General features: G+C 69.5%; 10 protein-coding genes and 1 riboswitch. Of the genes, 3 read left to right on the forward strand and 7 right to left on the reverse strand.

Annotation, left to right across the window (positions count from 1 at the left end; translation table 11 throughout):
* Positions 1 to 15 precede the first annotated feature (15 nt).
* From FRZ32_RS08745 to FRZ32_RS08765, 5 genes are read right to left on the reverse strand one after another with little or no spacing between them, the layout of a single operon-like run.
* On the reverse strand, positions 16 to 3,267 hold the full coding sequence (locus FRZ32_RS08745; protein ID WP_147043147.1) for an error-prone DNA polymerase: 3,252 nt from the start codon (positions 3,265 to 3,267) through the stop codon (positions 16 to 18).
* Positions 3,264 to 4,898 (reverse strand): DUF6504 family protein, encoded by a 1,635-nt coding sequence (locus FRZ32_RS08750; RefSeq protein WP_147043148.1) that lies wholly within the window; start codon positions 4,896 to 4,898, stop codon positions 3,264 to 3,266. The genes FRZ32_RS08745 and FRZ32_RS08750 overlap by 4 nt, the downstream gene beginning before the upstream one ends.
* The gene (locus tag FRZ32_RS08755) at positions 4,816 to 5,601 is read right to left on the reverse strand and encodes an ImuA family protein (protein WP_192901885.1); all 786 of its coding nucleotides are present in this window, start codon (positions 5,599 to 5,601) and stop codon (positions 4,816 to 4,818) included. Before FRZ32_RS08755 ends, FRZ32_RS08750 begins: the two co-directional genes overlap by 83 nt.
* Before the next feature lie 25 nt (positions 5,602 to 5,626).
* A complete protein-coding gene (locus tag FRZ32_RS08760; protein WP_147043149.1) occupies positions 5,627 to 7,015 on the reverse strand; it encodes a UdgX family uracil-DNA binding protein in 1,389 nt (462 codons plus the stop codon).
* A 7-nt stretch (positions 7,016 to 7,022) separates the two neighbouring features.
* The gene (locus FRZ32_RS08765) at positions 7,023 to 8,258 is read right to left on the reverse strand and encodes a putative DNA modification/repair radical SAM protein (protein WP_147043150.1); all 1,236 of its coding nucleotides are present in this window, start codon (positions 8,256 to 8,258) and stop codon (positions 7,023 to 7,025) included.
* A 130-nt stretch (positions 8,259 to 8,388) separates the two neighbouring features.
* On the opposite strand from FRZ32_RS08765, the gene FRZ32_RS08770 reads away from it, so the two are divergent.
* Entirely contained in the window at positions 8,389 to 10,035 is a 1,647-nt protein-coding gene (locus FRZ32_RS08770; protein WP_147043151.1) for an FMN-binding glutamate synthase family protein, read from the forward strand.
* 55 nt (positions 10,036 to 10,090) lie between these two features.
* Here the strand turns inward: FRZ32_RS08770 and FRZ32_RS08775 are convergent, their stop codons facing one another.
* Positions 10,091 to 10,552, reverse strand: a complete 462-nt coding sequence (locus FRZ32_RS08775) for a YbaK/EbsC family protein (RefSeq protein WP_147043152.1) — start codon at positions 10,550 to 10,552, stop codon at positions 10,091 to 10,093.
* The gene (locus tag FRZ32_RS08780; RefSeq protein WP_147043153.1) at positions 10,549 to 10,809 is read right to left on the reverse strand and encodes a hypothetical protein; all 261 of its coding nucleotides are present in this window, start codon (positions 10,807 to 10,809) and stop codon (positions 10,549 to 10,551) included. Before FRZ32_RS08780 ends, FRZ32_RS08775 begins: the two co-directional genes overlap by 4 nt.
* Positions 10,810 to 10,925: 116 nt before the next feature.
* On the opposite strand from FRZ32_RS08780, the gene FRZ32_RS08785 reads away from it, so the two are divergent.
* Positions 10,926 to 11,480, forward strand: coding sequence for a hypothetical protein (locus FRZ32_RS08785; RefSeq protein ID WP_147043154.1), 555 nt, complete (start codon positions 10,926 to 10,928; stop codon positions 11,478 to 11,480).
* Between the two features lie 74 nt (positions 11,481 to 11,554).
* Positions 11,555 to 11,662, forward strand: a riboswitch (TPP riboswitch).
* Positions 11,663 to 11,686: 24 nt separating this feature from the next.
* On the forward strand, positions 11,687 to 13,549 hold the full coding sequence (gene thiC / locus FRZ32_RS08790; protein ID WP_147043155.1) for a phosphomethylpyrimidine synthase ThiC: 1,863 nt from the start codon (positions 11,687 to 11,689) through the stop codon (positions 13,547 to 13,549).
* Positions 13,550 to 13,574: the final 25 nt, after the last annotated feature.

A 13,574-nucleotide genomic window follows, 5' to 3' on the forward strand; every position in this document is an offset into this window, starting at 1 on the left:
GGCCGTTGCGCGGGGCTAATGAAAATCGCGCGACCGGAGGCGCAGGCCGCCGTCGCGCCGTGGCGGCAGCGGAGGCCTGGCCAGCTTGCGCTCGCGCGGGTCTGGGCCGCCGCCGCGGGCACCGTCGGCGGGGCTCGGCAGGCGCGGGAAATCCATCTCGCCGACTCGCGCGAGGAGGGGCGTCAGATCCTCGATCCGATCGGTGATGACGTGGGTCACCTGGCCTTCGCGCTGGAGCGTGCCGTGGATCGCGATCATCGCCGCCGACATGATGACGCGCCGGTTCGCCTCGAAGATGCGCTGCCACGCGATCGCGTTGGCGATGCCGGTTTCGTCCTCCAGCGTGAGGAAGGTCACATTGCCCTTGCCCGGCCGCTGGCGGATCAGGACGATGCCGGCGACGACCACCTTGGCGCCGTCCTTCATCGCCGCCAGCCGCCCTGACGGCGTCACGCCAAGACGCGTAAGCTCGGGCCGCAGGAAGGCGGCCGGATGGCCGCGCAGCGACAGCTGGACCGCGCGATAATCCTCGACCACCTCGCGGCCTTCGGTCAGCGCCGGCAATGCCACTTCGGGCTCGTTCATGCGCGCCTCGGCCGCGGCGAACAATGGCAGCGGCGGCCCGCCGAGGCCGCGGATCCGCCACAGGGCCTGGCGCCGGTCGAGCCCCAGGCACTGGAAGGCGTCCGCATCGGCGAGCTTCTCCAGCGCCGCGACCGGGACGCCGGCGCGATCGAGCACATCCTCCACCGAGGTGAAGGGCGCCGCCATCGCCGCCGCCGCGATCCGCGCGCCATGATCGTTGGAAAGCCCGCGCACCATGCGAAGGCCGAGCCGGACCGGCCATAAAGCCTTCCCCGACATGTCCCGGGGAGGGTCTTGTGCCTCCAGCGTGCAATCCCAGCGGCTCGCATTGATGCACACCGGCCGCACCTCCACGCCATGTTCGCGCGCGTCGCGGACAAGCTGGGCGACGCCGTAGAAGCCCATCGGCTGGGCGTTGAGGATCGCGGCGCAGAAGACGTCCGGATGGTGGCACTTCATCCACGAGGAGGCATAGGCGATCCTGGCGAAGCTGGCGGCATGGCTTTCGGGAAAGCCGTAGCTGCCGAATCCCTCGATCTGGCGGAAGGTGCGCTCGGCGAAATCGCGCGAATAGCCGCGCTTCACCATGCCTTCGACCATGTCGTCGAAAAATGCGCTGACCCCGCCGGTCGATTTGAAGGTCGCCATCGATCGGCGCAGCGCATCGGCCTTGGCCGCGGGAAAGCCGGCGCCGACGATCGCCACCTTCATCGCCTGTTCCTGGAACAGCGGCACGCCGAGCGTCTTTTCAAGAACGTCCTTCAACTCCTCCCTCGGATATTCGGGCAGCTCCTTCCCCTCGCGCCGGCGCAGATAGGGGTGGACCATATTGCCCTGGATCGGCCCCGGGCGGACGATCGCGACCTGGATGACGATATCGTAGAACTGGCGGGGTTTGAGCCGCGGCAGCATCGACATCTGCGCGCGGCTTTCGATCTGGAAGACGCCGATCGTGTCGGCCCTGCCGATCATGTCGAAGACTTTCGGATCGTCGGTCTGCATCTCCGGCGAGGCGAGGGTGAGGCGGCACCCCTTGTGCGCGGCCAGAAGATCGAAGGCCCGCCGCATGCAGCCGAGCATCCCGAGGCCGAGAATGTCGACCTTCATGATCTTCAGTTCCTCAAGATCGTCCTTCTCCCATTCGACGACGCGCCGGTCCGCCATCGTCGCCGGTTCGATCGGCACGAGATCGTCGAGCCGATCGCGGGTGAGGACGAAGCCGCCGGGATGTTGCGAAAGGTGGCGCGGCGTGCCGACGAGCTGGCGGGTCAGCGCCAGCGTGAGCGCGAGCCTCGGATCGTCCCGGTCGAGCCCGAGCTGGGCGACATGGCGTTCGGCGACGCCGTCGTTCGACCAGCCCCAGACCTGGCCCGAAAGCGCGCCGGTCACGTCGTCGGGCAGGCCGAGCGCCTTGCCGACTTCGCGCACCGCGCGGCGCGTTCGGTAGCGAACGACAACGGCGGCGAGCGCGGCGTGGCGATGGCCGTATGTGTCGTAGATCCACTGGATCACTTCCTCGCGCCGCTCATGCTCGAAATCGACGTCGATGTCGGGCGGCTCGTTGCGGTCGTCGGACAGGAAGCGTTCGAACAACAGCTTGTGCGCGACCGGATCGATCGAGGTGATGCCGAGCACGTAGCAGATCATCGAATTGGCGGCCGAGCCGCGGCCCTGGCAAAGGATGCCCTGGCTGCGCGCGAACTGGACGATCGAGTTCACGGTGAGGAAATAGGGGGCGTAGTTCCAGCTCTTCACCTGGCTGAGCTCGCGCTCGAGCTGGTCGGCATGGGCCTGCGTCCGGTTGGGCAGGGCGGCGAGCGCGGCGCGCGCAAGCGCTTCCAGCGCCTCCTGCGGCGGGCGGCCGCTCATCACGATCTCGTCGGGATATTGCTGGCCAAGCTCGCGCAGGGAAAATTGGCAGCGATCGGCGATGTCGGCGCTCGCCCGCACCGCATCGGGGAAGCGCGCGAACCGCCGCGCCATTTCCTGCGGGCTCTTCAGGTAGCGGTCGGCGAAGCGTTCGCGGCGGAAGCCGAGCTCGTCGATCGTGCACTTCTCGCGGATCGCGGTGACGACATCCTGGAGCATCCTTTTTTCGGGGCTGTCATAGAGCACGTCGCCGGTGGCGAGGCCGCGCAGGCCGTGGCGGCGCGCCATCGCGTCCAGCGCATGGAGCCGCGCCGCCTCGCCCGGCCGGCGGCGATGGGTGAGTGCGACATGGCCGCGCGCGCCGAAAATGTCCGCCACCTGCGCGAGCGCGATGTCGGCGACGCGATCGGCCTCGTCCGGCACCAGAGCGGCGACGAGGCCGTCGCTCCACGCCGCGACATCCTCCCAATGGAGGAAGCACTGCCCCTTTTCCCCACGATCGCGGTCGGCGCGCATCTTGCCGGTGGTGAGCAGCCGGGTGAGCCGCGACCATGCGGCGCGATCTTCGGGCCAGACGAGCAGGCCGGTGCCGTCCATGAGATCGAGCCGGCAGCCGGCGACGAGCCGCACGCCCGTCTCGTCGCTGGCCCTGAGCGCCTTGACGAGACCGCCCACCGTATTGCGATCCGCGATCCCGATGGCTGGATAGCCGAGCAGCGCCGCCGCCGCGAACATCTCCTCCGCGCTCGCCACCCCGCGCAGGAAACTGAAATGCGTCGCCGCCTGGAGCTCGACATAGGAAGCGCAAGTCATGCGAAAATGCCGTGCATGTGCCAGGTGAGATCGCCGGTGCCGGGCAGGTCCGGATCGCCCCGGCGGAACAGCCAGAAGCGCTGGCCTTCCTCGGATTCGACCTGGAAATAGTCGCGGATGGCGTCGGCCTCGTCGGCGCGGCGCCACCATTCGCCGTGGATGCGCTCGGGGCCGTCGCCGGCGACGACCTTGTAGGCGCGGCCGCGCCAGGTGAAGCGCAGCGGCACGCCGTCCGGATGTTCGGCCATGACGAAATCCACCGGCTCCGGCGGCGCGAGCAGGCAGGCGGGGCGGGGCCAGCGCGGCCAGGGCGCGGCGGCGCCGAGCGGATCGGCGCGCGCGACGCTTCGTTCGGGCAGGTCGCTTTCGATCGCCGACAGCCGGAAGACGCGCCGCCGCCCGAGCCGGACGGCAAGCCGATCGACCAGCGCGGCGAGATCCGGCGTCTCCCGTCCGGCGAGGCCGCCCTCGATCGGCTGCGCGCCGAGCGGCTCGACGCGGGTGGCGACAAGGCGCAGGTTTTCAAGGCCGAAGCCGGGCTCCAGCCGCTCGATCCGCGCCGCCATCAGCCGCAGCAGATGGGCGCCGTCGCGGGTCGCCCGGGCGGTGCCGATCGCGGCCTGTTGCACGTCGCCGTCGATCCGGTCGCAGGCGAGGAGGAGGCGGCGCACGCCAAGGCCGGCGGATTCCAGCCGCGGCACCAGCCGGCGCATCGCCTCGCCGAGTGCTTCCTCGATCGCCTCCGGCGTCGCGATCGGCTCGAGGAAACGAAGCAGCACGGCGGGCGGCTCTTCCGGCACGACCGGATCGAACGGCTCGCCGACGCGGCCAAGCGCCTGATCGAGCCGCTTCAGCAGGAGACCGCCGAAGCGACGCTGGAGCGGGGCGCGGGGCATCGCGGCGAGCGCGCCGATCGTCCCGACCCCCAGCCGCGCGGCGGCGTCCAGCACCTCGGCGCCGAGCCGCAGCGCGGCCAGGGGGAAGGGGGCGATCGCCTCCGCCTCGCCGCCTTCGGGGCAGAGGATCAGCGGCGCGGCGCCATGCCGGGCGAGCGCATGGGCGGCGCCCAGGGAGCCGGCGACGGCGATCCGCGCGGCAAAGCCGAGGCGGCGGCAGAATGCGAGGATTCGTTCGCACATCCGCGCCTCGCCGCCGAACAGATGCGCGACGCCGGTCAGATCGAGCCACAATCCGTCGGGGCCCGACGGCGCGGCGCGCGGCGTCCAGCGACGCGCGGCAAAGCAGGCGAGGCGATCGAGCCAGGCGGCGTCGCCCGCAGGATCGGCATCGCGAACGACAAGGCCGGGGACGAGAATCCGCGCCTGGGCAAGCGGCATGCCGGGGGCAAGGCCGAGCGCCTGTGCCCGCGCGCAGGCCGCGGCAAGCACGATGCGGTTGCCGTCCTTGAGCGCGGTGACCAGCGCCGCGCCGCCGTCCGGACGGGCGATCAGGCGCGGCGGCGCGGTTTCCCGCGCCCAGCGGGCTCCGGGCCGCCAGCCGCCGCCGCGCGCTGCGATCAGGATCGGATCGACATCGCCGCGCCGCGATTCAGGCGGCGAGGCGATCCGCTCGGCCCGCCGGATCCGCGCGATCGCGAGGTCCGGCAGGCAGAGCGAGGCGAGCCTCGCCATCGGGCGCCTCCAAGAGCCAGTGGAAAGGCGGGCCGCCGCGCTGGCGGACCAGATCGACATGCCAGCGTGCCCGGCCGATGCCCGGATAAGGCAGGACGGCCGAGGGCGCGCAGCCGATCCGCCAGCGGGTGACCGCGCTCGACGGCGCGGCGAGCGGATCGCCTCCCCGCCTGTGCCAGCGCCGCAGCAGCAAGGCCGCGCTCCCCCCGTCCTCGGCGGCGAGCTGGAGCCGGCGCAGGCTCGCCTGGTCGATCCTCGAAATCTCGCCCACCACCGCGGCGAGGCCGCCATGGCGCAGGGCGTCTTCCATCGCCGCCAGCGCCTCCGCATCGTCGCGGCAGGCGGCGAAGAAGACGCGGTCGCCCGTCAGGCCGGCGCCCGCCAGGCCGGGGGCGAACAGGCCGGGGCCGGTCAGCGCCCAGAGCACCTGGCCGTCTCCCTCGTTGCGCGAGAAGCGCGCGGCGATCGCGGCCACGAACAGGGTCGCCGCCGCCATGTCCCCCGGCGCCTCGCTCGCCGCTGCCGCCTCATGCAACGCCGCCATCGCCAGGCCGCCGCCGGCAAGCCGCCCATCCACCGCGTCGAGCCCGAACGGCACTGCGCCGCGCCCATCGGCGCGGCCATTCTGCTCGATCGTGCGCACCGCCGCGCGCAGCTCGGCAAGGGAGGAAGGCGAAAAGGTCATCATGCGACTCGGACTCATATGTTCTTGATATGTTCCAACAGAGTCAAGCCGCTGCGCCCACGGCCTCCGCCCGCGCGGCGATCGCCTTCAGATCGGCGACGAACCTTTCATATTCGGCCTCGCGATCGTCGCGCACGCGAAGGAGGAAGCTCGGGTGGACGGTGACCCAGGCCTCGCCGCCATCGGGCAGCCGGTGGCCCGATCCGCGCAGGGCGCCGATGGTCACGACCTTGCCGAACAGCGATCGCGCCGCCGTCGCGCCGAGCGCCACCGTCACCGCCGGCTTCACCAGCGTCAGCTCCTGCTGAAGCCACCAGCGGCAGGCGGCGATCTCGCCGCCGTCGGGCTTGTCGTGGATGCGCCTTTTGCCGCGCGGCACGAACTTGAAATGCTTGACCGCGTTGGTGACGTAGGTGCGCCGCCGATCGATCCCGGCATCGGCGAGCGCGGAATCGAAAACCTGCCCGGCCGGCCCGACGAAGGGATGGCCGGCCAGATCCTCCTGGTCCCCCGGCTGCTCGCCGACGAAGAGGATTTCGGCGTCGAGCGGGCCTTCGCCGAACACCGTCCGGGTGGCGTGCTTGTAGAGGTCGCAGCGGGTGCAGTGCATCGCCTCGGCGCGGATCGCGTCCCAGGTCTTGCCGGCATTGTCGCCGACGACCGCCGCCGCCTTCGCCACCATCGCGCTCTCCCGCGCCTGCGCCCCCTTGATCAGTTCGCCCACCAACGCGGTTTCGGGCATGTTTTTCCAATATTTCTTCGGCATCTCCTTCAGCATCGCGCCGATCTTCACGCGGGCCGGATTGAAGATGGAGGCATAATAGGTCTTCCACATCGCCTCGATCGGATCGCCGGACGGGGCGTCCGCCCGCGACGCGCCCGGGCCTTCGCGAAGCACCGCCATGTCCCAATGCAGCGACAGCGCCGGCGTCAGGATCGACCAGCGCATGTTGGCGAAGCGCCTGACGAAGAAGGGCGCGGCGGCGCGCACGACATGATGATCGGGCTCGAACCAGGCGATGAAGCGCGGTCCTTCCCCGGTCTCCACCTCGCGGAACCGCAGGAAGGCGTGCATCTTGTGGATGTCGCGCCGCACCGCCTTCGCCATCGCCTCGAGCCGGAGGAGCAGTGGATCGGCGCTGTCCTCCATCGCCCGCGGCCGCGCGCGCAGGCGCAGCAGCAATGCGTAGAGCAAGGCGAAACGCTCGGGATCCTTGTGGCAGATCACCGTCTCGGCCAGCGTGATGAAGGCGCGCGGCACTGGAAAGGCCGGCGCCGCCGTCGGGAGCACGGCTTCGTCGCCGAACAGGTCCGGCGCGGCCCCGGACTGCCAGGCGATGTCGCCCGGGGGGACTCCCGCCGCAGCAAGCGCCCGGGCGGCGGTGCGCCAGCCTTCGAAATCATCCTCGCCAGCCAGGGTCACGACGCGCATGGCGGTTTCAAGCGGCGAACAGCTCCAGCTGTTCCGTCTTCGGCCGCGGGTCGAGCCGGTCGGCGAGCAGGGTGGGGCGCCAGTCCGCCGCGATCAGGAACGGCCGCAGCCTGGCGAGCGAGCGCGTCAGCCGGGCGAGATCGGCGAGCCGCAGCCGGCGATGCACGCGCGCCGCGAGGATGCGATCGACTGCCCGCACGCCAAGGCCCGGGATTCGCAGCAGCAGCTCGCGCGGGGCGCGGTTGACGTCGACCGGGAAGGTCTCGCGATGCTTCAGCGCCCAGGCGAGCTTGGGATCGATATCGAGCGGCAGATTGCCCGAACCGTCCGCGGATTCGGCCACCTCGGCGCTCGAAAAGCCGTAGAAGCGAATCATCCAGTCGGCCTGGTACAGCCGGTGCTCGCGCATCAGTGGCGGCCGCACCAGCGGCAGCACCGCGCTTGCATCGGGGATCGGCGAGAAGGCCGAATAATAGACGCGGCGCAGGCCGAAGCGATCGTAGAGCCCGGCGGCGCGCTGCACGATCGCGCTGTCGGTCGCGGCATCCGCGCCGACGATCATCTGCGTCGATTGCCCCGCCGGCGCGAATTCGGGCGCACATTTGTAGCGCGCCTTCGCATCCGCGCCGTCCAGGATCGCGGCCTTCATCCCCTTCATCGCCCCCTCGATCCGCTCGGCGCTCTTCTCGGGCGCGAGCCGGCTGAGGCCGGCGCGGGTCGGCAGCTCGACATTGATCGACACGCGATCGGCGTGAACCCCCGCCTGGTGGACGAGCTCCGGATCGGCGTCGGGGATCGTCTTCAGGTGGATATAGCCGCGAAAATCATGGTCCTCGCGCAGCGACCGCGCGACCTCGACGATCTGCTCCATCGTATAGTTGGAGGACCGGATGATGCCCGACGAGAGGAACAGCCCCTCGATATAATTGCGCCGGTAGAAAGCCAGCGTCAGATCGACCACCTCGCGCGCCGTGAAGCGGGCGCGGCGCACGTTCGAGCTCTTGCGGTTGATGCAATAATGGCAATCGAAGATGCAGCTGTTGGTCAGCAGGATCTTCAGCAGGCTGATGCAGCGTCCATCCGGCGCATAAGCATGGCAGATGCCCATGCCCGGCGCGGTCGAGCCCATGCCCGTGCCGCCCCGGCTGTCCCGCGCCTTCGTTCCCGACGAGGCGCAGGAGGCATCATATTTCGCGGCATCGGCAAGGATGGCGAGTTTCTGCCGGACATCGAGCTGGGACATTTGTTCCCATTACGTTCTCGCCTTGCCGGAGTCGAGTCACGACGTCGGGCGGCATGATCCAGCCACGAAAAGCCCTGTCGCATGTCACGCGAATGTGGAAGGGATAGGCCGCTTCGGCGTGGGAGAGAAAATGATGGCGCGGGCGAATCTCGGGGCGGCCTTGTTCACGGACAAGGCATTGGAACGAAACGCCGTTCTGCTGATCGTCCTCGCCCTCTGCATCGCCCTCATCGTCATCGGCTATGAAGGCCATCTTTACTGGCTCTGGGGCCTGGTCCTCGTCGGGCCGCTCGCGCTGATCGGGCTCTACGATCTCGTCCAGACCCACCATTCGCTCCGCCGCACTTATCCGATCACGGCCCGGGTGCGCTGGTTCTTCGAATGGCTGCGCCCGTTCCTTCGGGCCTATATCGTCGAGAGCGATCTCGAGGGGCGGCCGTTCAGCCATGACGAGCGCGCTCTGGTCTATGCGCGCGCCCACGCCGCCGAGGACGCGCATCCGTTCGGGACCGAGCTCGATGTCTATTCGGGTGAATATGAATGGCTTGCCCATTCGATCGCGCCCAATCCGGCCGCGCCCGCCGACAGCCGGGTCACCGTCGGCACCGATCAATGCGGCAAGCCCTATCAGGCCTCGCGGCTCAACATCTCGGCGATGAGCTTCGGCGCGCTGTCGGCCAATGCGATCGAGGCGCTCAATCTCGGCGCAAAGATCGGCGGCTTCTACCACGACACCGGCGAGGGCGGGCTTTCGCCCTACCACCTGAAACATGGCGGCGACATCGTGTGGGAGCTTGGCTCGGGCTATTTCGGCGCCTGCGACTCCAAAGGCGGATTCGATCCCGAGCGCTTCCGCGACCGCGCCGCCAGCGATGCGGTGAAGATGGTCGAAATCAAGCTGTCGCAGGGCGCCAAGCCCGGCCATGGCGGCCTCCTTCCGGGGGCGAAGGTTTCGAAGGAGATCGCCGAGACGCGCGGCGTGCCGGAGGGCGTCGATTGCCAGTCCCCGGCCGCGCACAGCGCCTTTTCGACGCCGCGCGAGCTGGTCGAGTTCGCCGCGAAGCTGCGCGATCTTGCCGGCGGCAAGCCGGTCGGGATCAAATTGTGCGTTGGTTACCCGCACGAATTCTTCGCGGTGGTGAAAGCGATGCTGGCGAGCGGCATCCTCGTCGACTTCGTCGTGATCGACGGCGCGGAAGGCGGCACCGGCGCCGCGCCGACCGAGCTTTCGGACCGGGTCGGGATGCCGCTTCGCGAAGGGCTGATCGTGGCGCGCAACGCGCTGGTCGGCACGGGCCTCAAGGGGAAGGTGAAGCTCGCCGCGTCGGGCAAGGTGGCGAGCGGCGCCGCGATCGCGATGAACGCCGCGCTCGGCGCCGATTGGTGCAATGCGGCGCGCGCCTTCATGTTCTCGCTGGGCTGCGTCCAATCGATGCGGTGCCACACCGATACCTGCCCGACCGGGGTCGCGACCCAGTCGCCGGCGCGCCAGCGTGGCCTGGTCGTCCAGGAAAAGGCGCAGCGGGTCGCCAATTTCCACAGGGCGACGTTGCGTGCGCTGCACGAAATGGTCGTGTCGGCCGGCCTGACCTCGCCAGACGATTTCCGTCCCTGGCATCTGCGGCAGCGGATCAACGTCGCCGAGATGCGGCAGATGGACCATATCTACCAGTTCATCGAGGAGGGCGCGCTGCTCGGCGAGATCGACCCGACCAGCGTCTGCGGCCGCTGGTGGCGCGAGGCGAACGCCGACAGTTTCCGCGCCAACAGCGGCTAGGCGCGCGGCCGGGCGCGAGCGATGTTTGCCGCAGGCCGGTCGGCACCGATCGCGCTCAGGTGCAGGCGTCGACCCATTCGGCGCCGACAAGGGCCGCCAGCCGCTCCGGCGCCACCGCGACGGAACTGGTCAGCGATCCGGCGGCGGGATAGACGATATCGAAATCCCTGAGCGAGATATCGCAGCGCACCGCCATCGGGGTCGCCAGGCCGAACGGGCAGACGCCGCCGACCGCATGGCCGGTCAGCGCCAGCGTCTCTTCCGGCCCGAGCATCCGCGGCCGCCCGCCGAACGCCGCCTTCGCCTTCTGGTTGTCCAGCCGGGCATCGCCGCGCGCGACGAGCAGGAACGGATCGCCGCCGCCGGCGCGGATGCACAGGGTCTTGGCGATCCGGCCCGGCTCGACGCCGAGCGCCACCGCCGCCTCCGCGACCGTCGCGGTGCTGAGGCCCTGATCGATGATCGGCAGATCGGGGGCATGCGCCGCGAGCCAGGCGCGAACCGATTCGAGGCTCATGCGGGGGGCGACGCCTCCGCCATCCGCGCCTTGTGATAGCGGGCGCGGTAGATGACGACCCCGATCAGCACCGCCCAGCCGGCCGCCATCCCGATCCAGGCATAGCGCCGCTGGGGACTCGCGGGATCGCTTGCGAGCAGCCAGCCGGCGCTCGCCGCGACGAGGACGAAGCCGAGCAGCCGCCAGCCGATCGCGACGCGGCGAAGCTCCGCGCGATAGGCGGCGCGCTGGGCTGGATCGGCAAGATCGGGGCGCATGGCCCGCCTCCTAAACTCTTTTTAATGCTCGCGAAAGCGGCGCCGGTCATCGGCGGTTCAGCTTCCTGTGGCAGTTTTGGAGCGCCAATGTTCAACCGAACGGAGGAAATAATCCGATGCGTTTGATTCCAGCCGTCGTGCTCGCCGGTGTGGGTTCGCTCGCCTTGGCGGGCGGGGCCTATGCCGCGAGCCGCCATGTCATGAACGTCGATCTGCCCGATGGCGGCGTCGCCCAGATCGCCTATGAAGGCGATGTCGCGCCGCAGGTGAAGATCCTTCCCGCGCGCAATGTCGCAGCGGTGCCGGTCGCCTTTGCCGATCCGTTTGCGCGCATGGACGCGATCTTCGCCGCGATGGCGCGCCAGCATGCGATGATGATGCGCCAGGCCGCCGCGATGGCCGCGCAGGCGCAAGCCGATCCCGGCGCGGGACCGATGTTCGTCTCGGTGACCAACGGCGCACCGCAGGGCGGCAATTTCACCTTCGTCTCGACCACCACGACCGGAAACGGGACGTGCGGCCACAGCGTCCAGGTGACGCAGCGCGCCGGCGAGCCAGCCCGCCGCGTCGAGCGCAGCTTCGGCGATTGCTCGGCAAGCGCGGCTCCGGCGCCGCGGGCCGCGCCATCGGCCGCGCCGGAAACGCCGCGCCCGGCGCCCCGAGTCGTCTGATCCCCTTTTCAGACGCAGGGAGGGCGGTCCTTCGGGGCCGCCCTTTCCTTGCCCGCGTGAAGCGCGTAAGCACGGCCCATTCCCCGGGGGACCGCTGCTGCGGTTGAGAGTCGGCGAGCACGCCGAGACCCGCCGAACCTGATCCGGCTGACACCGGCGTAGGGAGGGAGGCGCGCACGCTCTCCCTCCGATTTTGGAGAGCGAAGATGGCCGATATTCCCGCCCGTACCGAGCTTAAGGTCACCACCGGACCGATCCGCGGCTCGCGCAAGATCCATGTCGGCCCGCTCAAGGTGGCGATGCGCGAGATCGACCTCGAGCCGTCCTCCGGCGAGCCGCCGCTGCGAGTCTACGACTGCTCCGGGCCCTATACCGATCCCGCCGCGACCATCGACATCATGGCTGGGCTTCCCGAGCTTCGCCGCGAATGGATCCGCGCCCGCGGCGATGTCGAGGAGGTGGTCCAGCGCGAGGTGCGGCCGGAGGATAACGGCCAGCTCGGCCCGGACCGCTCCGGCGGCGTCCAGCCCTTTCCCAACGTCCGCCGCAAGGTGCTGCGCGCGAAGGCCGGCGCGAATGTCAGCCAGATGCACTATGCCCGCCGCGGCATCATCACGCCCGAGATGGACTATGTCGCGACGCGCGAGAATCTCGGCCGCGAGATGCTGCGCGAGGCCGCCGCGCGCGACGGGCGGGATTGGGGCGCCGCCATCCCCGATCATGTGACGCCCGAATTCGTCCGTGACGAGGTGGCGCGCGGCCGCGCGATCATCCCGTCGAACATCAACCACCCCGAAAGCGAGCCGATGGCGATCGGCCGCAACTTCCTCGTCAAGATCAACGCCAATATCGGCAACTCCGCCGTCGCCAGCGACGTCGCGTCCGAGGTGGACAAGATGGTCTGGGCGATCCGCTGGGGCGCCGACACGGTGATGGACCTGTCGACCGGCCGCAACATCCACGACACCCGCGAATGGATCATCCGCAACAGCCCCGTGCCGATCGGCACCGTGCCGATCTACCAGGCGCTGGAGAAAGTCGGCGGCATTGCCGAGGACCTCACCTGGGAAATCTTCCGCGACACGCTGATCGAGCAGGCCGAGCAGGGCGTCGATTATTTCACCATCCACGCCGGTGTGCGCCTGCCCTATATCCCGATGACCGCCAGGCGCGTCACCGGCATCGTCAGCCGCGGCGGCAGCATCATGGCGAAATGGTGCCTCGCCCATCACAAGGAATCGTTCCTCTACGAACGGTTCGACGAGATCAGCGAGATCATGAAGGCCTATGACATCGCCTATTCGCTGGGCGACGGCCTTCGCCCCGGCAGCATCGCCGACGCCAACGACGAGGCCCAGTTCGCCGAGCTCTACACGCTGGGCGAGCTCACGAAGCGCGCCTGGGCGCAGGACGTGCAGGTGATGATCGAAGGCCCCGGCCACGTGCCGATGCACAAGATCAAGGAGAACATGGACAAGCAGCTCACCGCCTGCGGCGAGGCGCCCTTCTATACATTGGGGCCGCTCGTGACCGATATCGCGCCGGGATACGACCATATCACCAGCGGCATCGGCGCGGCGATGATCGGCTGGTACGGCACGGCGATGCTCTGCTACGTCACGCCCAAGGAGCATCTCGGTCTGCCCGACCGCGACGACGTGAAGGTCGGCGTCGTCACCTACAAGCTCGCCGCCCACGCCGCCGACCTCGCCAAGGGCCACCCGGCCGCCAAGCTCCGCGACGACGCGCTGTCAAAGGCGCGCTTCGAATTCCGCTGGCGCGACCAGTTCAACCTCAGCCTCGACCCCGACACCGCCGAGCAATATCACGACCAGACCCTCCCGGCGGAGGGCGCCAAGACCGCGCACTTCTGCAGCATGTGCGGGCCCAAGTTCTGCTCGATGAAGATCACGCAGGAGGTGCGCGATTTCGCGGCGCGGCAGAATGCCGAGGTGGGGAGCTTCGTCGCGGCCGAGGAGGCGGAGGCCGGGATGGCGGAGATGAGTGAGCGGTTTAGGGAGGTTGGGTCGGAGCTTTATGTGGGCGCGGGTGGGCGCGAGCACGATTGAGCCCGCGCGGAGAAGGAGCGATTGC

The sequence above is a fragment of the Sphingosinicella ginsenosidimutans genome (assembly GCF_007995055.1).
In the GTDB taxonomy this organism is placed as follows: domain Bacteria; phylum Pseudomonadota; class Alphaproteobacteria; order Sphingomonadales; family Sphingomonadaceae; genus Allosphingosinicella; species Allosphingosinicella ginsenosidimutans.